General features: G+C 69.0%; 16 protein-coding genes and 1 pseudogene. 7 read left to right on the top strand and 10 right to left on the bottom strand.

The window, feature by feature from the left end; all coding sequences use genetic code 11:
- Positions 1-30: 30 nt before the first annotated feature.
- Positions 31-1,563, bottom strand: coding sequence for a flavin-containing monooxygenase (locus AC1DF3_RS22920; RefSeq protein WP_478140929.1), 1,533 nt, complete (start codon positions 1,561-1,563; stop codon positions 31-33).
- Positions 1,564-1,657: 94 nt separating this feature from the next.
- Between AC1DF3_RS22920 and AC1DF3_RS22915 the strand changes: the two genes are divergently transcribed.
- Positions 1,658-2,878, top strand: coding sequence for an FAD-dependent oxidoreductase (locus AC1DF3_RS22915; protein WP_478140928.1), 1,221 nt, complete (start codon positions 1,658-1,660; stop codon positions 2,876-2,878).
- A gap of 39 nt (positions 2,879-2,917) precedes the next feature.
- On the opposite strand, the gene AC1DF3_RS22910 is transcribed toward AC1DF3_RS22915, so the two are convergent.
- The 3 genes from AC1DF3_RS22910 to bglX all read right to left on the bottom strand — a co-directional run bounded on the left by AC1DF3_RS22910 (position 2,918) and on the right by bglX (position 7,411).
- Complete coding sequence (locus AC1DF3_RS22910; protein ID WP_478140927.1) at positions 2,918-3,628, bottom strand: YebC/PmpR family DNA-binding transcriptional regulator; 711 nt, start codon at positions 3,626-3,628, stop codon at positions 2,918-2,920.
- 71 nt (positions 3,629-3,699) lie between these two features.
- On the bottom strand, positions 3,700-5,091 hold the full coding sequence (locus tag AC1DF3_RS22905) for a CoA transferase (RefSeq protein WP_478140926.1): 1,392 nt from the start codon (positions 5,089-5,091) through the stop codon (positions 3,700-3,702).
- Between the two features lie 22 nt (positions 5,092-5,113).
- Positions 5,114-7,411, bottom strand: coding sequence for a beta-glucosidase BglX (bglX, locus tag AC1DF3_RS22900; protein ID WP_478140969.1), 2,298 nt, complete (start codon positions 7,409-7,411; stop codon positions 5,114-5,116).
- Between the two features lie 170 nt (positions 7,412-7,581).
- Here bglX and AC1DF3_RS22895 point away from each other — a divergent pair, with 170 nt between their 5' ends.
- The gene (locus AC1DF3_RS22895; protein WP_478140925.1) at positions 7,582-9,195 is read left to right on the top strand and encodes a glucan biosynthesis protein G; all 1,614 of its coding nucleotides are present in this window, start codon (positions 7,582-7,584) and stop codon (positions 9,193-9,195) included.
- A gap of 13 nt (positions 9,196-9,208) precedes the next feature.
- On the opposite strand, the gene AC1DF3_RS22890 is transcribed toward AC1DF3_RS22895, so the two are convergent.
- Positions 9,209-9,847: a 3-oxoacid CoA-transferase subunit B gene (locus tag AC1DF3_RS22890; protein ID WP_286522712.1), complete on the bottom strand. Its 639-nt coding sequence runs from the start codon at positions 9,845-9,847 to the stop codon at positions 9,209-9,211.
- Position 9,848: 1 nt separating this feature from the next.
- Entirely contained in the window at positions 9,849-10,649 is an 801-nt protein-coding gene (locus AC1DF3_RS22885) for a CoA transferase subunit A (RefSeq protein WP_286522713.1), read from the bottom strand.
- 90 nt (positions 10,650-10,739) lie between these two features.
- Here AC1DF3_RS22885 and AC1DF3_RS22880 point away from each other — a divergent pair, with 90 nt between their 5' ends.
- Both AC1DF3_RS22880 and AC1DF3_RS22875 read left to right on the top strand, forming a co-directional pair.
- The gene (locus AC1DF3_RS22880; protein WP_286531440.1) at positions 10,740-11,327 is read left to right on the top strand and encodes a LuxR C-terminal-related transcriptional regulator; all 588 of its coding nucleotides are present in this window, start codon (positions 10,740-10,742) and stop codon (positions 11,325-11,327) included.
- 15 nt (positions 11,328-11,342) lie between these two features.
- The gene (locus tag AC1DF3_RS22875) at positions 11,343-12,416 is read left to right on the top strand and encodes an MBL fold metallo-hydrolase (protein ID WP_478140924.1); all 1,074 of its coding nucleotides are present in this window, start codon (positions 11,343-11,345) and stop codon (positions 12,414-12,416) included.
- Here AC1DF3_RS22875 and alkB read toward each other — a convergent pair.
- Genes alkB through ada form a run of 3 tightly spaced genes read right to left on the bottom strand, consistent with a single transcriptional unit; the run spans position 12,394 to position 14,822 of the window.
- Positions 12,394-13,038: a DNA oxidative demethylase AlkB gene (alkB, locus tag AC1DF3_RS22870; RefSeq protein ID WP_286531436.1), complete on the bottom strand. Its 645-nt coding sequence runs from the start codon at positions 13,036-13,038 to the stop codon at positions 12,394-12,396. The genes AC1DF3_RS22875 and alkB overlap by 23 nt on opposite strands.
- Positions 13,039-13,722, bottom strand: a complete 684-nt coding sequence (locus tag AC1DF3_RS22865) for a 2OG-Fe(II) oxygenase (protein WP_478140968.1) — start codon at positions 13,720-13,722, stop codon at positions 13,039-13,041.
- A 17-nt stretch (positions 13,723-13,739) separates the two neighbouring features.
- Positions 13,740-14,822: a bifunctional DNA-binding transcriptional regulator/O6-methylguanine-DNA methyltransferase Ada gene (gene ada / locus AC1DF3_RS22860; protein WP_478140923.1), complete on the bottom strand. Its 1,083-nt coding sequence runs from the start codon at positions 14,820-14,822 to the stop codon at positions 13,740-13,742.
- A gap of 169 nt (positions 14,823-14,991) precedes the next feature.
- On the opposite strand from ada, the pseudogene AC1DF3_RS22855 reads away from it, so the two are divergent.
- Positions 14,992-16,586 (top strand): annotated as a pseudogene (locus AC1DF3_RS22855) (OpgD/OpgG family glucan biosynthesis protein).
- Positions 16,587-16,893: 307 nt separating this feature from the next.
- On the opposite strand, the gene AC1DF3_RS22850 reads toward AC1DF3_RS22855, so the two are convergent.
- Complete coding sequence (locus AC1DF3_RS22850; protein WP_478140966.1) at positions 16,894-17,268, bottom strand: FKBP-type peptidyl-prolyl cis-trans isomerase; 375 nt, start codon at positions 17,266-17,268, stop codon at positions 16,894-16,896.
- A gap of 143 nt (positions 17,269-17,411) precedes the next feature.
- On the opposite strand from AC1DF3_RS22850, the gene AC1DF3_RS22845 reads away from it, so the two are divergent.
- Together AC1DF3_RS22845 and eutC are read left to right on the top strand one after the other, a co-directional pair.
- Positions 17,412-18,806: an ethanolamine ammonia-lyase subunit EutB gene (locus AC1DF3_RS22845; protein WP_478140922.1), complete on the top strand. Its 1,395-nt coding sequence runs from the start codon at positions 17,412-17,414 to the stop codon at positions 18,804-18,806.
- On the top strand, positions 18,803-19,561 hold the full coding sequence (gene eutC / locus AC1DF3_RS22840; RefSeq protein WP_286531408.1) for an ethanolamine ammonia-lyase subunit EutC: 759 nt from the start codon (positions 18,803-18,805) through the stop codon (positions 19,559-19,561). Before AC1DF3_RS22845 ends, eutC begins: the two co-directional genes overlap by 4 nt.
- The last annotated feature ends 21 nt before the right edge of the window (positions 19,562-19,582 follow it).

Raw genomic sequence — 19,582 nt, 5'->3', positions numbered from 1 at the left:
TTCTCGATGGACCTGATGGCACAACTTACATTACGGCCGCGCCCACGCCGCCGCCTGCGGAGACTGCGCGCCGCCGGCCAGCCGCCGCAGCTGCTGCAATTCGAATTCCTGAAACTGCGAAGACTGCATGCAGCCGAAGGCCCTGGCCTCTTCGGCAAACCGGTCCGGCGCATCCGGCAACGCATCGCGACCTTCGAGGCGAAACGAAACCGGCGCCAACGGCCCGAACAACAAGGCACGCGCGAGCCGAGGCCAGCGCTGCGGATCGGGCTCCACGCCCGCGGCGCGCGCAAACAGCAAGGCCATCAGGTTCATCTTGGTTTTCTCCGGCACGCCACGCGCGCGGCACTCGGCAACGCCCACCTCCATTTCTTCAAGTGTGGGCGCTGCGATGGCGCCGCTCCAGACGTAGGCGATCCAACGGGCCTGCAACTCGACCGGCGGAAACATCGGGCCCGACTGATCCCAGATGCCCACGAACGCGAGTCCGGGCAGCTGCGGATGGAAGGTGTGGCGGAAGAGATCGAGCCGTTGCGCGTCAAGGCCCAGCATGCGGCGGGTCGGCTCGCCGAGGAAGGGCATCTTCAGCTCGAAGCCGGTGCCGAAAACGATGCCGTCGTAGGTCTCGGAGGACCCGTCCTTGAAACGAACACGCGTGTCGTCTACCCTGTCGAACCAGGGACGCACCTCGATCCGGCCCTCGGCGACCAGTGGCAAGAAATGCTGGCTCAATGTCAGACCCGCTTCGAAGATGCTGTCGGCCGGCTTCGGCGCGCCGAATTGTTCGGGACTACCGCCCCAGGCCAGCACCAGCGCCTTGAGCATTTCTCCGAATTCGCCGCGCGGCAGCGACTCCTCCGCCAACGCCTGGAAGCGCGTGAACACGCGATGGTCGGAGGGCACGCCCGCCACCAGCTTCGGCAACACATAGCGCTGCCGACGATGGCACAGGTCTACCCTTGCCGCGCCGAGCATGCAGAGATCGCTGGCGACCTCGAGGGCACTGATGGCACAGCCCGCGACGAGCACGCGCTTGCCGCGGTAGCGCTCCGGATGCTTGTAGGCAGAGGTATGCGCCACGCCATGGCTGCCCGAAAAAGACGCCAGCCCCGGCACCTCGGGAATGCGCGAGTGCTGGAAGCGGCCACAGGCGACCACGACTCTGTCAAAGATCTCTGCGTCGTGCGCATCGTGGCGCACGGCCCAGCCGCCAGGCACGGGCGCAATCTCGTGCACCTTGGTGCGCAGTCGTATTCGCCGGGACAGGTCGAATCGGTCCGCATAGCGCAGCAGGTAGTCGCCGATCTCGCGATTGGACGGATAGACCGCGAGACCCGGCGCGTGCGGCAGGTCGCTGAACTGGGTGAGAACGCGGCTGGTGTTGGTGCGCATCGATGGCCATACGCCGCTGCAGATCGGATCGCCGCTCCATTGGCCGCCAGGCCTTTGCGCCTGCTCGAACAGCACGGGCTCGAAGCCTTCGGATTGCAGGTAGCGGGCAGCGACCAACCCGCCCGGCCCGGCCCCGATGATTGCGACTCTTGGCATCGTTGGAACCTCCATCCTCGCCGGGATCGTCGCTGCTGGGGACGCTTCCCGATGCGGGGTCGATTCTCTCAGCTGCTGCTGATATGCTGGCGCATCGCATCTCCTCCGCATGCAGCCACTGCAAAGAAAACTGAACATCGGAATCGCCGGTGCCGGGCCCGCCGGTCTGGCGACCTCCATCGCGCTGGCGGGCTTGGGCCACCGGGTCGAGGTCTTCGAGAAGCACCCGACGCTTGAACCCTTGGGCGCGGGGCTGCTCATCCAACCGCAAGGACTTCGCGCGCTCGAAGCACTCGGCGTGCGGCGCAAGTTCGATGAGGTCAGCGTCCCCATCGGACGACTGCTTGGAACCAGCCACCGCGGCTGGCGCGTGGTCGACATCGACTACGAAGATGCACCCGCGCGCGCCGTCAGCCGGGCCCTGCTTGCTCGTGTTCTCTACGAGGCGGCCCGATCCGCCGGCGTCCATTTCTCATTGGCTCGCCATGTCGAGTCACTGGATGTGGTGGATGGGCGTGCGAGAGCGACGACGAATGCCGGCGCCTCGGATTTCGACCTGTTCGCCATTGCGGATGGGGCAGCTTCCCGCTTGAGGGAAAGCGCCGGCCTTGCGGGCCCTTCCAAGGCCTACCGGTGGGGCGCCCTTTGGGGCCAGTTCTGGGTGCCGGCCTGGAAGGATTCCGGAGTGCTTCTGCAGCGGTTCCGGGGAACCTCGGAGATGATGGGCCTTCTGCCGACCGAGCTTTCGGGCAGCGCCGTCCGGCTGTCCTTCTTCTGGAGCATTCGCGGCGACCGCTACGCAGCCTGGCGCTCGGCCGACCTGGCTGGATGGCGAGCGCATGTGCTGTCGCTCTGGCCCGAGTCCGAGCCCGTGGTCAGCCAGATTCGCCATCACGACGATCTGGCGTTCGCGACCTATCGCCATACGTGGCCGCGCTCGATGGGCGCCGGCCCGCTGTGCGTGGTCGGCGATGCGGCGCATGCCATGAGCCCTCAGCTCGGACTGGGGACGACGCTCGCCGTGGAAGACGCCCTCGCGCTTGCCCAGGCCGTGGCGCAGCACGGGGCGATGGGAGCGACGCAAGCGTTTTCATCGCGACGGTTGCGGCGTTCCCAGAGTTTTCAGACCTTGAGCCGATTGCTGACCCCGTGCTTCCAGGCGCAGGGTGCAGGCGTGTGGCAGGACGTGGCGTTCGCAACGGGACTGCGCATTCCGGGCGTGCCCTGGCTGATGAAGCGCAGCCTGGCGGCGCCTGCGAGATCCCATCCTGGCGGGACGGCGGCGGCGTATCCACCAGCCGACCCCAGTCGGCCCGCCCCTCTCGCATGACGCCCGGGCCGGTACGCCAGGCCTGGCGACAATCGCGAGCTACCCCGCCAGCCCCACGAACACGTTCTGCACGTCGTCGTTCGCATCGATGGCGGCCAGGAAGGCTTCCACCTCTTCGAGATGCTCGGCGCTCAGGCTCGCCGGATCGATCGGGTTCTTGGCCTTGTAGCCGAGCTTGGCCGACAGTACCGTGAAGCCCTGGGCCGGCAGCGCGCGGCTGACCAGGTCGAGGTCCGCCGGACTGGTCAGGAACACGGTGACGCCCTCGTCGCCCGGCTCGAAGTCCTGGGCCCCGGCCTCGATGGCCGCGAGTTCAGGGTCGGCACCGGCCTGCCGGGCTTCGGCCTCGATCATCCCCAGGTGGTCGAAGTCCCAGGCGACCGAACCGGACGCGCCCAGTTGCCCCTTGCGGAACAGCACCCGCATCTCGGGCGCGGTGCGGTTGACGTTGTCGGTCAGGCATTCGACCATCACCGGCACCCGGTGCGGTGCGAAGCCTTCGTAGATCACGTGATCGAAATGCACCGACTCGCCGGTCAGGCCGGCACCCTTCTTGATGGCACGCTCGAGCGTGTCCTTGGGCATCGAGACCTTGCGGGCCTGCTCGACCACCAGCCGCAGCCGCGCGTTCGACGCCGGATCGGCCCCGCTGCGAGCGGCGATCATGATTTCTTTCGCGAGCTTGCCGAACAGCCGGCCCTTGGCGTTGGCCGCCAGGTCCTTGTGCTTGGCTTTCCATTGCGCGCCCATGTGTTGTGTCCTTGAAGTTCGGCTTTGCCGCGGGTACAGGATTTTGCCGCAAGGCCAAGGCACGACGGCCGCTACCGGCCTTGCGCCGGCCACACCGCCGGATCGCTCCCCGGCGGCACCGAAGGCCGCGTCCACCCCGCTGGCGTCCGCGCCAACTGCGCGCTGTGCCTCAACCCGCACAGCTCGCCGAAGCCCGAGGCCGAGGTCTCCAGGTACGGCGTCCGATCGGGCACGGCCACCCCGAGACCGCCTTCGATCCGCCCCAACCCGCGCAGCCAGCGCCCGGTCTGCGCCAGCGACACCTGCACGTGCCAGCTGCCGCCCTCGCGCTGCTGGCGCCACAGCGCCGCCGCCGCGCCCATCGCGATCAGGTAGCCGGTGGCCTCGTCGAGGATCTGCATCGGCAGCGGCCGGGGCTTGCCGTCGCCGGCGGCCTCGCCCTCGGCGTGGTTGAAGCCCATGGCCGTCTGAACCAGCGAATCGAAGCCGCGCCGCCCGGCCCAGGGTCCGCGCGTGCCGTAGGCCGAGAGCGAGACGTGGACGATGCCGGGCCGGATGCGCGACGTGTCTTCAGGCCCGAAGCCGAGCGCCGCCAGCCCTCCGGGGCGATAGCCCTGCACGAACACATGCGCGTCGGCCAGCAGGCGCGCCAGCGTCTCCTTGCCTTCGGCGGTCTGGAGGTCGACATGCGCCGACAGCTTGCCGCGGCTGGTGTCGGCGATGGCCTCGATGTTCGGCAGCTTCGGCGAGTTGACCAGCATCACGTCGGCGCCATAGGCCGCCAGCGCGCGACCGCCCACCGGGCCGGCCAGGATGCGCGTGAGGTCGAGCACGCGCAGGCCGGCCAGCGGGCGCTGGTCGTTCGCCAGCGGCGGCAGCGACTGTGGCGATGCATCGCCGATGCGCTCGATGGTGAACAGCGGCTGATCGGCCAGCGCCCTGCCCTGCGGGGTCGCATCCCACTCTTCGAAGCGCCGCAGCGCGGTCGCGACCAGGCCTTGCGCGGCCGCCGCCTCTTCGAAATCGACCGCCTTCCAGCCCTGCATCGCGGCTTCGGCATCGGCGCGCTGCGCGCGCTGCGGGTCCAGCCCCAGCAGCCGCAGCGCACCTTCGCGATGGTGAGCGAAGTTGGCATGGATGCGCACCCAGCCATCCGAGCTGCGATAAAGGCCCGAGAAGGCATCCCAGAGCTCGGGCACCCGGCCGTCGAGGCTGAACCACCCGGTGCATTCGAGCGCCGCATGCCGCATGTCGACGCTCACCGCCTGGCGCGCGACGCCGCGCTGGTGGCCGAGTTCGCAGGCCGCCAGTGCCGCCGCCGCGATGCTGCACTGGGCCGCGGTGCCCACCGCAAAAGACGAAGGCAGCACCGGGTCGGCGCCCAGAAGCTGCGCAGAGGCCAGTGCCTCCTCGGGCAGTCCGGCCTGCAGCCAAATGCTGCGCAGGGCATCGAAGGCATTCATGGCGCGGCCTTTCATCGGGTCGTTACTGCAGCAGTTCGAATCCCTGCTCGCGCACGCTCTGCGAGTCGAACCCGATCTGCACGTTGAAGCGGCCCGGCTCCGCCACGCGGCGCAGCTGGGCATTGAAGAACTTGAGTTTGTCCTCGTCGACCGTGAAGCGCACCTGGCGCTCCTCGCCGGGCTGCAGCATGACTTTGCGGAAATCCCTCAGCTCCTTGACCGGACGGACCACCGACGCGGCCACGTCCTGGATGTAGAGCTGCACCACGGTCTCGCCCGCGCGCTGGCCCGTGTTCTTGACGGTCACGGTCGCTTCGACCTTGCCGTTGCGCGCCATGGTCGGGCTCGACAGCGTGACGTCCGACAGGGTGAAGTCGGTGTAGCTCAGGCCATAGCCGAAGGGATACAACGGGCCGGTGATCTCCTCGTAGTACTGCGAGGTGTAGTTGCCCGGCTTGCCTTCCGTGAAGGGGCGGCCCAGCCGCGGATGGTTGTAGTAGGTCGGGATCTGCCCGACCGAACGCGGGAACGAGATCGGCAGCTTGCCCGCCGGGTTGTAGTCGCCGTAGAGCACGTCGGCGATCGCGTTGCCGCCCTCGGTGCCGGTGTACCAGGTCTCGAGGATCGCGTCGGCCTCCTGCTGCTCGCGCACCAGCGCCAGCGGGCGGCCGTTCATGAGCACCAGCACCAGCGGCTTGCCGGTGGCCTTGAGCGCGGTGATCAGGTCGCGCTGGCTCTGCGGCAGGTCCAGGCTGGTGCGGCTCGACGACTCGTGCGACATGCCGCGCGCCTCGCCGACCGCGGCCACGACCACATCGGCCTGCTGCGCGGCCTTCACCGCCTCGGCGATCATCTCCGCCGGCGTGCGTGGGTCCTGCGTCACCTCGGGCGTGTCCCAGTTGAGGAAGTTGAGGTACTTGACGACGCCCTCGTCGTTGGTGATGTTGGCGCCGCGCGCATAGATCACGCGGCCCTTGCCGTCCTTCGCGACCGCGGCATTCAGGCCCGCGCGCAAGGTGACCGCGTTCTTCGAGTAGCCCGCCGCCGACCAGCTGCCGAGCATGTCGATCGGCGCGTCGGCCAGCGGGCCGACCAGCGCGACGGCGGCCGAGCGCGCCAGCGGCAGCGTGCGGTTGCGGTTCTCGAGCAGCACCATCGATTTGCGCGCCACCTCGCGCGCGGCCGGACGGCTCAGGCGGCTGTCGGCATTGAGGTCCGGCGGATCGTCCTTGGCCACCCCGATGCGCAGGTACGGGTCGCGGAACAGGCCCATGTCGTACTTGGCGCCCAGCACCTCGCGCACCGCGTTGTCGATCGCCTTCATGCTCACCTCGCCGGACTTGACCAGGCCCGGCAGCTCCTTCAGGTAGACCGAATCGGCCATGCTGAGGTCGATGCCGTTGTTGATCGCGAGCTTGGCGGCCTCGCGCTCGTCCTTGGCCACGCCATGGCGGATCAGCTCGATGATGGCACCGTGGTCGCTGACCGCCACGCCCTTGAAACCCCAGTCCTTGCGCAGCAGGTCCTGCATCAGCCAGGTGTTGGAGGTGGCGGGCACGCCATTGATCGAGTTGAGCGCCACCATCACGCCGCCGGATCCGGCATCGATCGCGGCGCGGTACGGCGGCAGGTAGTCCTGGTACATCCGCATCGGACTCATGTCGACCGTGTTGTAGTCGCGCCCGCCTTCCACCGCGCCGTACAGCGCGAAGTGCTTCACGGCCGTCATGATGCGGCCGGCGGGCACTGGCAAGGTGCCGCCCTGGAAGCCCTTGACCGCGGCCTTGGCGATCTCGGACACCAGGTAGGGGTCTTCGCCGAAGCCCTCCGAGGTGCGGCCCCAGCGCGGGTCGCGCGCGATGTCGACCATCGGCGCGAAGGTCATGTCGATCGAGTCGGCGCTGGCTTCGCGGGCAGCGGTACGCGCCATCACGTCGACCGCGCCCAGGTCCCAGCTCGACGCCAGCCCGAGGCCGATCGGAAAGGTGGTGCGATGCCCGTGGATCACGTCATAGGCGTAGAACATCGGGATCTTCAGCCGGCTCTTCATGGCCGCGTCCTGCAGCCGGCGGTTGTCGGGGCGGTTGACCGAATTGAAGGTGCCGCCGACCCGGCCGGCCGCGATCTCGTCGGCCAGCTGCGCGATCGGCATTTCGGGGCCGATGCTGATCAAGCGGAGCTGGCCGATCTTCTCGTCCAGCGTCATTCTTGAAATGAGGTCGGCGACCAAGGCCGTTTTGCTTTTCGGTGCGGCGGGCTGCGCCTGGGAGAAAGCCAGCGGGCTGGCCAGTCCGGCCGCCAGGGCCAGCACAAACGACATCTTCATTCAGTCTCTTTCATGGATTCGTCGCCGCGTGCGGCGATGCGTCTCGCGCACGGCCCCTCTCTCGAGGGGGAAGGCTTGTCTAGCCCTGGATGCTAAGCTAAGCCGATATTTGTCGACTCGGACAGATCCGAGATACGACAGGAAGTTTCCATAAGTTGATTCTCATGATTGCTCACGCCGCCCGCCGCCGGGGACCGAAGCCCGCGCTGCTGTCCCTGGCCTCCGCCGCCCTGCTGCTCTGGGCCTGCCAGGCCCAGGCCTTCTCGCTCGACGACGTCACGGCGCAGGCACGCACCCTGATGAACAAGCCCTACGTGGCGCCGGTGAACAACCTGCCGCCGGCTTTCAGCGACATGCAGTTCGCCGACTACCAGAAGATGCAGCCGCGCGCCGACCGCTTCGAATGGAAGGACCTGGACACGCCGTTCCGGCTGAACTTCTACCACCAGGGCATGCAGTTCAATTCGGCCGTGCGGATCAACGAGATCACCGCCGACGGCGTGCAGGAGATCAAGTACGACCCCGACCGCTTCGACTTCGGCGGCCTCGCCTTCGACCGCGGCGCGACCCAGGCATTGGGCTACGCCGGCTTCCGGGTGCTCTACCCGATCAACCAGCCCGACAAGCTCGACGAGATCGTGAGCTTCCTCGGCGCCAGCTATTTCCGCGTGATCGGCAAGGGCCAGGTGTACGGGCTGTCGAGCCGCGGGCTGGCGATCGACACCGCGCCGCCGGGCGGCGAGGAGTTTCCCAACTTCCGCGAGTTCTGGATCCAGCGGCCGGCGCCGCAGGACCGCCAGCTGGTGATCTACGCGCTGCTCGACTCGCCGCGCGCCACCGGCGCCTACCAGTTCATCGTGACGCCCGGGGGCAAGGACGCAGTGGTCGACGTGCAGGCCAACATCTTCGTGCGCGGCGACATCAAGACGCTCGGCATCGCGCCATTGACCAGCATGTTCCTCTACGGGCCGAACCAGCAGTCGGACCTCAAGCGCGGCTTCAGGCCCGCGATCCATGATTCGAACGGCCTCGCGCTGCGCACCGGCAGCGGCGAATGGATCTGGCGGCCGCTCAACAACCCGCGCCAGCTCGCGATCAGCTCGTTCGAGATCGAGAACCCGAAAGGCTTCGGCCTGCTGCAGCGCGGCCGCGAGTTCTCGCGCTACGAAGACCTCAAGGACCGATACGACCTGCGCCCGAGCGCCTGGATCGAGCCGCAGGGCCAATGGGGCAAGGGCCGCGTCACGCTGATGGAAATCCCGACGCCGGACGAGACCAACGACAACATCGTGGCCTTCTGGACGCCTGACGCGCCCACCCGGCGCGGCCAGATGCTGCAGTTCGCCTACCGCATGCACTGGACCACCGACGAGCCGGCGCTGCACGATGCCGCCAACGCCTGGGTCCGCCAGACCTTCCACACCGACAGCGAGCAGCTGCAGGCCAACCTGATCCGCAAGCTCGACGGCAACAGCGCCTTCCTGATCGATTTCGAAGGCCCGGCGCTGGCCAGCCTGCCGCCCGGCACCGAGGTCAAGCCGCGGGTCAGCGTGGGCGACAACGCCGATCTGATCGACGTCGGCATCGAGCGCAACCCGGCGACCAAGGGCTGGCGCGTGTCGCTGCGGGTGCGCGTGAAGAACCCGGCCCTGTCGGTCGAGATGCGGGCCGCCCTGGTGCAGGGCGACCAGCCGATCAGCGAGACCTGGAGCTACCAGCTGCCGCCGAATCCGCCGGTGGCGGCAGCAGCGCCGCCAGCGCCCGCGGCGACGCCCTGAGCGGCTCGCGGCCTCAGGCCAGCAGCTTGGCGCCGGTCTTGGCCTGGAGGGCGTCGAAGCTCACGCCGGGCGCGAGCTCGACCACCTTGAGGCCCTCGGGCGTGACGTCCATCACGGCCAGGTCGGTGATGATGCGGTCGACCACGCCGACCCCGGTCAGCGGCAGGCTGCACTTCTCGAGGATCTTGAGGTCCTCGGTGCCGTCCTTCTTGCGAGCAACGTGTTCCATCAGGATGATCACGCGCTTGACGCCGGCCACCAGGTCCATGGCACCGCCCATGCCCTTGACCATCTTGCCGGGGATCATCCAGTTGGCGAGATCGCCCTTCTCGCTGACCTGCATGGCGCCGAGGATCGACAGGTTGATCTTGCCGCCGCGGATCATCGCGAAGCTGTCGTGGCTGCCGAAGATGGCCGAGCCCGGCAAGGTGGTCACGGTCTGCTTGCCGGCGTTGATCAGGTCGGCGTCGACCTGGTCTTCGGTCGGAAAGGGGCCGATGCCGAGCATGCCGTTCTCGCTCTGCAGCCAGACTTCCTTGTCGCCGACGAAGTTCGCGACCAGGGTCGGGATGCCGATGCCGAGGTTGACGTAGAAGCCGTCTTCGAGTTCTTCTGCCGCACGTGCGGCCATCTGGTCCTGGGTCCAGGGCATGTCAGGCTCCTTTGGTGTTCTTGATGGGCGCGGGGACTTCGACACCCGCGGCCGCTTGCGCGATCGCGGCCTGGGCCTCGACCTTGGCGGCGGCGGCATCGACCGAGGCGCTCACGGTGCGCTTCTCGATGCGCTTCTCGGGCGTGGCGTTGAGCACGATGCGGTGCACGTAGATGCCCGGCAGGTGGATGTCGTCGGGCGCCAGCTCGCCGACCTCGACGATCTTCTCGACCTCGACGATGCAGATCTTGCCGGCCATCGCGGCGGCCGGGTTGAAGTTGCGCGCCGTCAGGCGGAAACGCAGGTTGCCGGACTTGTCGGCGACGTCGGCCTTGACCAGCGCCACGTCGGGCACCAGCGAGCGTTCCATGACGTAGGTCTCGCCATCGAACTCGCGCAGTTCCTTGCCTTCGGCGACCTGCGTGCCGACGCCGGTCTTGGTGAAGAAGGCCGGGATGCCGGCGCCGCCGGCACGCAGCTTCTCGGCCAGCGTGCCCTGCGGCGTGAATTCGAGCTCGAGTTCGCCGGCCAGGTACTGGCGCTCGAACTCCTTGTTCTCGCCGACGTAGCTGGCGACCATTTTCTTGATCTGCCGGGTCTCGAGCAGCCTGCCGAGGCCGAAGCCGTCGACGCCGGCGTTGTTCGAGATGCAGGTCAGGTTCTTGACGCCCGAGTCGTGCAGCGCGTCGATCAGCGCCTCGGGAATGCCGCACAGGCCGAAGCCGCCGACGGCAAGGGTCTGGCCGTCGGCCACGACGCCCTTGAGCGCCGCGTCGGCGGAGGGATAGATCTTGTTCGCCATGGTTCCTCGCTGGGTGATGGGGATGGGGTTGAATCGGGTCGAAATCCGAACCCGGACGATACTACGTACTGGCATACGTAGTATTTCGTAATGGACACACCCGACACCGCGCTCGCCGCCATCGACTACCGGCTCGCCTTCGAGCAGGCGCCGGTCGGCATGGTGCTGTCGCGCCATCGGATCATCGTCGACTGCAACCTGCGTCTGTGCGAGATGTTCGGTGCCACGCGCGACGCGCTGGTCGGACAGTCGTTTCGAGTCCTGTACCCGAGCGTCGTCGAATTCGAGCGCATCGGCAAGCGCATGGAGCCGATTCTGAACGCCAGCGGCCGCTATGCCGACAACCGAATGATGAAGCGCCTGGGCGGCCTGCACGGTGCCTTTGCGGGCGAAACCTTCTGGTGCCACGTGAGCGGCCAGGCGCTCAACCGCGAGGCGCCGCACGAGGCCGGCATCTGGACCTTCGAGGACCTGGGCTCGCGGCGAGCCGCCAAGGCAGACCTGACGCCGCGCGAGCGCGAGGTCGCGGCGCAGCTGATGAAAGGGCTGACCTCGAAGGAGATCGGCCGGGCGCTGGCGATCAGCCACCGCACGGTCGAGATCCACCGCGCCCGGCTGATGCGCAAGTACACCGCGGCGACCACGGCCGAGCTGGTGCAGAAATTGATCGCTGGCTAGCGTCGGCGCCACACGATGAACCCGTACCACGACCCCGACAAGTCGCACCACCGCCCCAACGGCTTCCAGAACAACTACCTCGAGTTCGAGCCCAAGAGCCTGTCGGAGCTGCTGCGCTGGCGCCGCGAGGCGGCGCGCCTGCGCCTGCCGCCGCCGCCGCGGGCACCGACGCCGCGCGTCGCGCCCGAACTGGACTGGCTGCTTGCCAATGCACTCGCTGGTGCCGCGATGCAACCGGCCGTCACCTGGATCGGCCACGCGACGGCGATGGTCCAGATGGGCGGATTGACCCTGCTGACCGATCCAATGTTTTCACAGCGCGCCTCCCCGCTGCCGCTGCTCGGCCCGCGGCGCCATGCGGCCCCGGGCCTTGCGCTGGCCGACCTGCCGCACGTCGACCTGGTGCTGGTCTCGCACAACCACTACGACCACCTCGACGCGGCCTCGGTGGTGGCACTGAACCGGCAGCCGGGCGGCCCGCCGCTGTTCGTCGTGCCGCTGGGCCTCAAGGATTGGCTGGCAGCCCGCGGCATCACGCGCTCGATCGAACTCGACTGGTGGGACCGCCAGCGCCTCGAAGGCCCGCGGGGCCCGGTCGAGGTGGCCCTGGTGCCGGCCCAGCACTGGTCCTCGCGCAGCCCGCGCGACGCCATGGCCACGCTGTGGGGCGGCTTCGCCGTGCTGGCGCCCGACTGCCACCTGCTGTTCACGGGCGACACCGGCTACTCGCGCGACTTCGGCGACATCCGCCAGCACTTCAGCGACCGGCAGACCGTGACCCAGGGCGGCGGCTTCGATCTGGCGCTGATCCCGATCGGCGCCTATGCGCCGCGGTGGTTCATGCGCGATCAGCACGTGGATGTGGGAGAAGCCTTGCGGATCCACGCCGACCTCGGCGCCAAGCGCTCGCTCGGCATCCACTGGGGCGTGTTCCAGCTGACCGACGAGGCGCTGGACGAACCGCCGCGCAAGCTGGCGGAACTGCGCGAGCTCAGAGGGCTGGCGGAAGAGGAATTCTTCGTCACCGCGATCGGCGAGACGCGCCGGCTGCCGCCGCGCCGCGCGTTCAACCCGCTTTCCGAAACGTGAGGTTGATGCGCGAGGCGCCGAGCATCGGGTGCTCGCCCTCCTTCAGCGGCAGCACGCCGTGGAAATTGAGCCGGGCCGGCCCGCCCCACACCACGACGTCGCCGTGGGCGAGCGGCACGCGCCGCGGCCTGTCGCTGCGCGTCGAGCCGCCGAACTGGAACACCGCAGGCAGGCCGAGCGACACCGAGACGATCGGCTGGCCCAGATCGCGCTCGTCGCGGTCCTGGTGCAGCGACAAGCGGGTGCCGGGCAGGTAGCGATTGACGAGGCAGGCATCGGGCACGAAGCCGTCGAAGCCGGCCTCCGCGGCCGCCTGCGCCGCCAGCGCGGCAAAGGCGGCCGGCATCGAAGGCCAGGCCCGCCCGCTGTCGGGATCGATCGGGTCATAGCGGTAGCCGGTGCGATCGCTGACCCAGCCCAGCGCACCGCAGTTGCTCATCGCGACCGACATCGTGAAGCCGCCCGGGGTCACGAGATGGCGAAACGGCGCCCGCGCGGTCACGGCCTGCACGGCCGCGAGCAGGGCCGCATCGTGCCGGCACGCGAAGCGCCGCAGCACGACCGCGCCGGGCGCCAGCGGCTCCATTGACGGCGCATCGGGTTCGAACAGGTCCAGGGTCATTCAGGTGGCGTCGTGGAAGATGATGCCCAGCGTGTGCCGGCGGCCTGACTTCACGAGGCTGACGCCGTGGCGCAGGTTGACCCGATAGGCGCCGCGCGTACCCTGCACCGGGCGGTGATGCACCGCGATCACCGCGGCGTCGCCCTGCCGCAGCGGCAGCACCATTGGCCGCGACTGCATGCGCGGACGCTGCTCGGTCATGACGAATTCTCCACCGGAGAAATCGCGCTCCGGCTCGGACAGCAACACCACCATCTGCAGCGGAAAGACCTGCGCGCCGTAGAGATCCTGGTGCAGGCAGTTGTAGTCGCCGGGGCCGTATTGCAGGAGCAGAGGTGTTGGCTTGCATTGCCCCGCCGCATGGCAGCGGGCGATGAACTCGGCATGCTGCGGGGGATAGCGCACATCGACGCCCATGGCCTCGTTCCAGCGGTTGGCGATCGGCGCGAGCCGCGGGTAGACCGATTCGCGCAGTCCCGCGACCAGGCCCGGCAACGGATGGTCGAAGTACTTGTACTCACCGCGTCCAAAGCCGTGGCGCTCCATCACGACCCGGCTGCGAAACGGACCCGCCCCGGCGTAGAGCGCGGCCATCGAGCGGCACTGCTCGGGCGTCAGCAGGGCCCGGATGAGCGCATGGCCCTGTTCGTCCAGGTCGCTTGCGACCTGTGCCCAGTCGACCATGTCGATGTCGCGTGCGCTCACTGGTGCTCCGCCTCTCGTTGCAGCAGCGCGCTCTTGCGCTCCACGCCCCAGCGATAGCCCGAGAGGCCGCCGTCGCTGCGCACTACGCGGTGGCACGGGATCGCCACGGCCAGCGCGTTGGCGCCGCAGGCCTGGGCCACGGCGCGCACCGACTTCGGCGCGCCGATGCGCTCGGCGATCTGGCTGTAGCTCGCGGTCGCGCCGGCCGGGATCTCGCGCAGCGCCCGCCACACGCGCAGCTGGAAGGCCGTGCCGCGCAGGTCCAGCGGCAGGTCGAGCCCGAGCGCCGGCGCCTCGACGAAGCCGACCACCCGGGCCACCAGCGCCTCGAAGGCCGGGTCGCCGCCGATCAGCCGGGCCTTGGGGAAGCGGTCCTGCAGATCGCGCGCCAGCGCATCGGGATCGTCCCCGAGCGCGATCGCGCAGACGCCGCGCGCGCTCTGCGCCACCAGGATGGCGCCGAGCGCGCAGGCGCCGATGGCGAAGCGGATCTCTGTGTCGGCACCGCCGGCACGCCAGGCCGTGGGCGTCATGCCGAGCGTCCGGTCGGCATCCTCGTAGAAGCGGCCGTTGGAGTTGTAGCCGGCGTCGTAGATGGCGCTGGTGACCGATTCGCTGCGGCCGAGCGACTCGCGCACGCGGTGGGCGCGGTGCGCGGCGGCGTAGGCCTTCGGCGTCAGCCCCGTCACCGCCTTGAAGAGCCGCTGCACATGCGATGCGCTCAGGCCGGCACGCTCGGCCAGTTGATCGAGGGTGGGGCCCTGCTCGGCGCCTTCGATGAAGCGGCACAGATCGGCGACTTGCACCGCCTGCCGCTCGGCGCGCGCCGGCTGGTCGGGCTGGCAGCGCATGCAGGGCCGGAAGCCCGCCCGCTCGGCCTCGGCCGGGCTGGCGTGGAAGTCGACGTTCTCGGGCCGCGCGGAACGGGCGCCGCACGAAGGTCGGCAGTAGACGCCGGTGGTCCGCACCGAATAGACGAAGCGGCCATCGGCGGCCGGGTCGCGCGCGGCCACCGCCGCCCAGCGCGGATCGCTCACAGTGGCGAGTGCCCGCATCTCGTTGCTGTTGCTCATGTTCATCTCTGTCCTCGGCATGTTGTGGATCGGTGCCACCACTGTAGGAAAGGCCGCCGCGCCGCGCACTCCGTGTCTTGCTTTCGAATTCGACTGTAGGACCAGGGCGCCCCTGCGGCGTCATCAGCCTTCGACCTACGAAACGCCGCCGATGCCGCCGCTAGATTGAGCCCACATGATGGATCGTCGCTCACTTCTGGTCGCGGGTGGGGCCTCACGGCCCTGGCTTCCCTCGGACTGCCCGCGGGCGCGCAGGCGGCTGCCGGCCTCCGCTTCAGTCAGCCCTCGCCCTTCTCTTTCGAACGCCTTGTTGCATTGTCGAAGTCGCTGGCCGCCAAGCCCAGGGTCGCCGACGCCTCGCTGCCGGCCGACGTGCTGCAGCGTATCGACTACGACGCCCAGGGAAAGATCCGTTTCGACACCCGCAACGCGCTGTTCCGCGACGGTCCCGGCGCGTTTCCCGTGACCTTCTTCCACCTCGGACGTCTGGCCCCGGTACCGGTCCACATGTACCTCATCGAAGAAGCACGCGGCGACAGCTTTGCGCGCGAGATTCTCTACGACCCGGCGCTGTTCACGATGCCCGCCGACAGTCCGGCCAGGCAGTTGCCCGCCGGCGCCGGCTTCGCGGGCTTTCGCCTGCAGGAGAGCCGGCTCGGAGACCAGGCCGGGCGGCCCTGGCAGGACAACGACTGGGTGGCTTTCCAGGGCGCCTCCTACTTTCGCGCCATCGGCGAGCTCTACCAGTACGGGCTGTCGGCGCGCGGCGTCGCCCTCGATGCGGCCGTGCCCGACCGGCCCGAGGAATTCCCCGACTTCACGCGCTTCTACTTCGAGCCGCCCACCGCGGGCTCGGACGCCATGACGGTCTACGCGCTGCTCGAAGGACCCAGCATCACCGGCGCCTACAAGTTCCTGCTGCGGCGCGGCAAGGGCGTGCTGATGGACATCGAGTGCCGGCTGTTCCTGCGCCGCGAGGTCGAGCGTTTCGGCCTGGCGCCGCTGACCTCGATGTACTGGTACTCCGAAACGGCAAAGCCGACCGGCATCGACTGGCGGCCCGAGGTGCACGACTCCGACGGCCTGGCGATGTGGAACGGCGCCGGCGAACGCATCTGGCGGCCGCTCAACAACCCGACCCAGACCCGTGCCTCGACCTTCACCGACAGCAACCCCAAGGGCTTCGGCCTGCTGCAGCGCGACCGAAGCTTCGACCACTACCAGGACGGCGTCCACTACGAGAAGCGGCCGAGCCTGTGGGTCGAGCCGCTCGGTGCCTGGGGCGAAGGCGAGGTGCAGCTGATCGAGATCGCGACCGACGACGAGATCCATGACAACGTGCTGGCCTGCTGGGTGCCCAAGGCGCCGGTCAGCGCGGGTTCGAGCGTGACGCTCAAGTACCGCCTCCACTGGAGCGCCGAGGAGCCCTTCCCCTCGCCCTTGGCACGCTGCATCGCCACCCGCATGGGCCGCGGCGGCGAGCCGGGCAAACCTCGGCCGGCGGGGGTGCGCAAGTTCATGGTGGAGTTCATCGGCAAGCCGCTGGAATCGCTGCCGTCCGGCGTCAAGCCCGAGCTGGTGCTGACCGCGGCGCGCGGCAAGTTCTCGTACGTCTTCGCCGAAGCCGTTCCGAACGGTGTTGCCGGACATTGGCGGGCGCAGTTCGACTTCACGCCGGAGGGCAACGAGGCGGTCGACATGCGCCTGTTCCTGAAGAACGGGGAACAGACTTTGTCGGAGACCTGGCTGTATCAGTTTCAGCCGGGTTGAGATCGTTCGTTGGTGGGGGCCCGGCAAGCGGTGCGGGCCATCCCGACGTCTCCAACGCCGATGCCACCCCAACGTATCAGCGGTGGTGGGCGGTATGCCCTGGGCTGGCCGTTGAGGCACCGCCGAGCAGCGGAGCGGCAGGCGGAAAAAGGGCCGCGCGTGTTTGAGTGGAGCGCAGCGGAGCGAGTTTGCGCGGACCCCGCCTGCCGCGAGCAGCGCAGGGAAGCCCGAAGGGCCGGTGACGTCGGCCGGCCCAGGGCATACCGCCCGCCACCGCCGCCCACCGCCGTCAAACGTCCCCGATACCCTACTTCCCCTTCACAGCAATCAACTCGATCTCGAAGTTCAAGGTCGCGTTGGGCGGAATCACCCCGCCCGCCCCGCGCGTCCCGTAGGCGATGCCCGGCGGGCAGGTCAGCTTGGCCTTGCCGCCGACCTTCATCAGCTGCACGCCCTCGGTCCAGCACGGGATCACGCCGTTGAGCGGGAACTCGGTCGGCTCGCCGCGCTTGTAGGAGCTGTCGAACTCCTTGCCGTCGGGGAAGGTGCCTCGGTAGTGCACCTTGACCACGTCGGTCGCGGCCGGCGAGGCCCCCTTGCCGTCGACCAGCGACTGGAACACCAGCCCGCTGGGCTTGGTGACCGGCGCCGACTGCGCGAAGGCGCTCGGCAAGACGAACAACGAAACGACGGCGGCACAAAGAACTGATCGCACGGCAAACCCTTGGTTGATTGGACGAAGAGCCTCATTATTGCCGGGTGGCGCCTGTCTGGCACCGCTCTTGCACATCGTCGCCGCCTCCCCATCGACTCTCTGCTCGCACCATGCGCTACCGCACCACGATCGACTCCCAGGTCTTCGACTTCGACGACCTGAGGCAGGTCATGGCCTTTGCCAGCCCCGCACGTTCGGGCGACTACCTGGCGGGCATCGGCGCCGCCACCGCGCAGCAGCGCATGGCCGCGCGCCACGTTCTGGCCGAGACGCCGCTGAAGCAATTCCTGACCGAGGCGTTGATCCCCTACGAGGCCGACAACATCACGCGCCTGATCATCGACGGCCACGATGCCGCGGCCTTCGCGCCCGTGGCGCACCTGACGGTCGGCGATTTCCGCAACTGGCTGCTGTCCGACCTCGCCGACACCGCGGCATTGAGTGCGCTGGCGCCCGGCCTGACGCCCGAGATGGTGGCCGCGGCCTCCAAGCTCATGCGCAACCAGGACCTGGTCGCAGTGGCCCGCAAATGCAGCGTGGTCACGCGCTTCAGGGACACCATCGGCCTGCCCGGCCACCTCTCGGTGCGGCTGCAGCCCAACCACCCGACCGACGACCTGCGCGGCGTCGCCGCCTCCACGCTCGACGGCCTGTTGATGGGCGCCGGCGATGCCGTGATCGGGCTCAACCCGGCGTCCGACAGCATGCCCATCCTCGGCGAACTGCTGCGGCTGCTCGACGAAGTCATCCAGCGCTTCGAGATTCCGACCCAGAGCTGCGTGCTGACCCATGTCACCAACACGCTGAAGCTGGCCGAGTCCGGGGCGCCGATCGACCTGGTGTTCCAGTCGATCGGCGGCACCGAGCAGACCAACCTGTCCTTCGGCGTCACGCCCGAGCTGCTCGACGAGGCCCATGCCGCGGCGCAGTCGCTGCAGCGCGGCACCGTCGGGCGCAACTGCATGTACTTCGAGACCGGCCAGGGCAGCGCGCTGTCGGCCAACGCCAGCTTCGGCGTCGACCAGCAGACTTGCGAGGCACGCGCCTACGCGCTGGCCCGCCGCTACCAGCCCCTGCTGATCAACACCGTGGTCGGCTTCATCGGGCCCGAGTACCTGTACGACGGCAAGCAGATCATCCGCGCCGGCCTCGAGGACCACTTCTGCGGCAAGCTCCTCGGCCTGCCGATCGGCTGCGACATCTGCTACACCAACCACGCCGAGGCCGATCAGGACGACATGGACACGCTGCTGGTGCTGCTCGGCACGGCCGGCATCAACTTCATCATGGGCGTGCCGGGCGCCGACGACGTCATGCTCAACTACCAAAGCACTTCCTTCCACGACGCGCTCTTCCTGCGCCAGACCCTGGGCCTCAAGCGGGCGCCCGAGTTCGAGGCCTGGCTGCAACGCATGCAGATCAGCGACGCCGCGGGCCGGCTCCATCCGCCCTCGTCCAATCGCCTGCTCGCCGACATGGGTGCCCTCGCGGCACTCGCCCGATGAACGACATCGTCACCGCCAGCCCCTGGGGCGCCTGGCGCAGCGCCACCCCGGCGCGGCTCGCGCTCGGCCGCGCCGGCGCCGGCATGCCGACCGACGAGGTGCTGCGCTTCGGCTGGGCCCATGCGATGGCGCGCGACGCAATCCACGCCGCGCTCGACGTGCCGGCGCTCGAGTCCGCCCTGCGCGACGGCGGCTGGGCCGTGGCCGAGGCCCGCAGCCGCGCGCCCGACCGCACCGCCTACCTGCGCCGCCCCGACCTCGGCCGCCAGCTCGACGCCAGCGACGCCGAGCGGCTGCACGCCGCCGCCGGGCCGCCGGCCGACCTCTGCATCGTGGTGGGCGACGGCCTGTCCTCGCTGGCGGTGGCGCGCCATGCCGTCCCGCTGCTGGCGGCGCTGCGCCCCCATCTGCCGGCCGGGCTGGCGCTGACGCCGGTGGTGGTCGCGACCCAGGCCCGGGTCGCCCTGGCGGACGAGATCGGCGAGGCTTTCGGCGCGCGGCTGTCGGTCATGCTGATCGGCGAACGCCCGGGGCTGAGTTCGCCGGACAGCCTCGGGATCTACATCACGCACGCGCCGCGCCGCGGCCGCCACGACGCCGAACGCAACTGCATCTCGAACGTGCGGCCCGAAGGGCTGGCCTACGCAACGGCCGCCTTCAAGCTCGGCTGGCTGCTGCGCGAAGCCCTGCGCCGGGGACTCACCGGCGTTGCGCTGAAGGACGACAGCGAGCTCCATCTCCCCTCCTCCCTATGATGATCGGGAACAAGGAACCCA

It is taken from the genome of Variovorax sp. 10N432 (assembly GCF_056394465.1).
The sequence above is the reverse complement of the archived record's forward strand: the minus strand, read 5'-3'. Positions and strand labels throughout refer to the sequence as shown.

Excerpts from the sequence above, each read along its gene's own strand:
- alkB (WP_286531436.1), bottom strand. The coding sequence starts at position 13,038 with ATGACCCTGGACCTGTTCGAACCCGATGCGCCGTCAATGGAGCCGCTG.
- AC1DF3_RS22905 (WP_478140926.1), bottom strand. The coding sequence starts at position 5,091 with ATGAATGCCTTCGATGCCCTGCGCAGCATTTGGCTGCAGGCCGGACTG.
- bglX (WP_478140969.1), bottom strand. The coding sequence starts at position 7,411 with ATGTCGTTTGTGCTGGCCCTGGCGGCCGGACTGGCCAGCCCGCTGGCT.
- AC1DF3_RS22920 (WP_478140929.1), bottom strand. The coding sequence starts at position 1,563 with ATGGAGGTTCCAACGATGCCAAGAGTCGCAATCATCGGGGCCGGGCCG.
- ada (WP_478140923.1), bottom strand. The coding sequence starts at position 14,822 with ATGAACATGAGCAACAGCAACGAGATGCGGGCACTCGCCACTGTGAGC.
- eutC (WP_286531408.1), top strand. The coding sequence starts at position 18,803 with ATGAACGACATCGTCACCGCCAGCCCCTGGGGCGCCTGGCGCAGCGCC.
- AC1DF3_RS22910 (WP_478140927.1), bottom strand. The coding sequence starts at position 3,628 with ATGGGCGCGCAATGGAAAGCCAAGCACAAGGACCTGGCGGCCAACGCC.
- AC1DF3_RS22880 (WP_286531440.1), top strand. The coding sequence starts at position 10,740 with ATGGACACACCCGACACCGCGCTCGCCGCCATCGACTACCGGCTCGCC.
- AC1DF3_RS22885 (WP_286522713.1), bottom strand. The coding sequence starts at position 10,649 with ATGGCGAACAAGATCTATCCCTCCGCCGACGCGGCGCTCAAGGGCGTC.
- AC1DF3_RS22895 (WP_478140925.1), top strand. The coding sequence starts at position 7,582 with ATGATTGCTCACGCCGCCCGCCGCCGGGGACCGAAGCCCGCGCTGCTG.
- AC1DF3_RS22890 (WP_286522712.1), bottom strand. The coding sequence starts at position 9,847 with ATGCCCTGGACCCAGGACCAGATGGCCGCACGTGCGGCAGAAGAACTC.
- AC1DF3_RS22865 (WP_478140968.1), bottom strand. The coding sequence starts at position 13,722 with ATGGTCGACTGGGCACAGGTCGCAAGCGACCTGGACGAACAGGGCCAT.
- AC1DF3_RS22845 (WP_478140922.1), top strand. The coding sequence starts at position 17,412 with ATGCGCTACCGCACCACGATCGACTCCCAGGTCTTCGACTTCGACGAC.
- AC1DF3_RS22875 (WP_478140924.1), top strand. The coding sequence starts at position 11,343 with ATGAACCCGTACCACGACCCCGACAAGTCGCACCACCGCCCCAACGGC.
- AC1DF3_RS22915 (WP_478140928.1), top strand. The coding sequence starts at position 1,658 with ATGCAGCCACTGCAAAGAAAACTGAACATCGGAATCGCCGGTGCCGGG.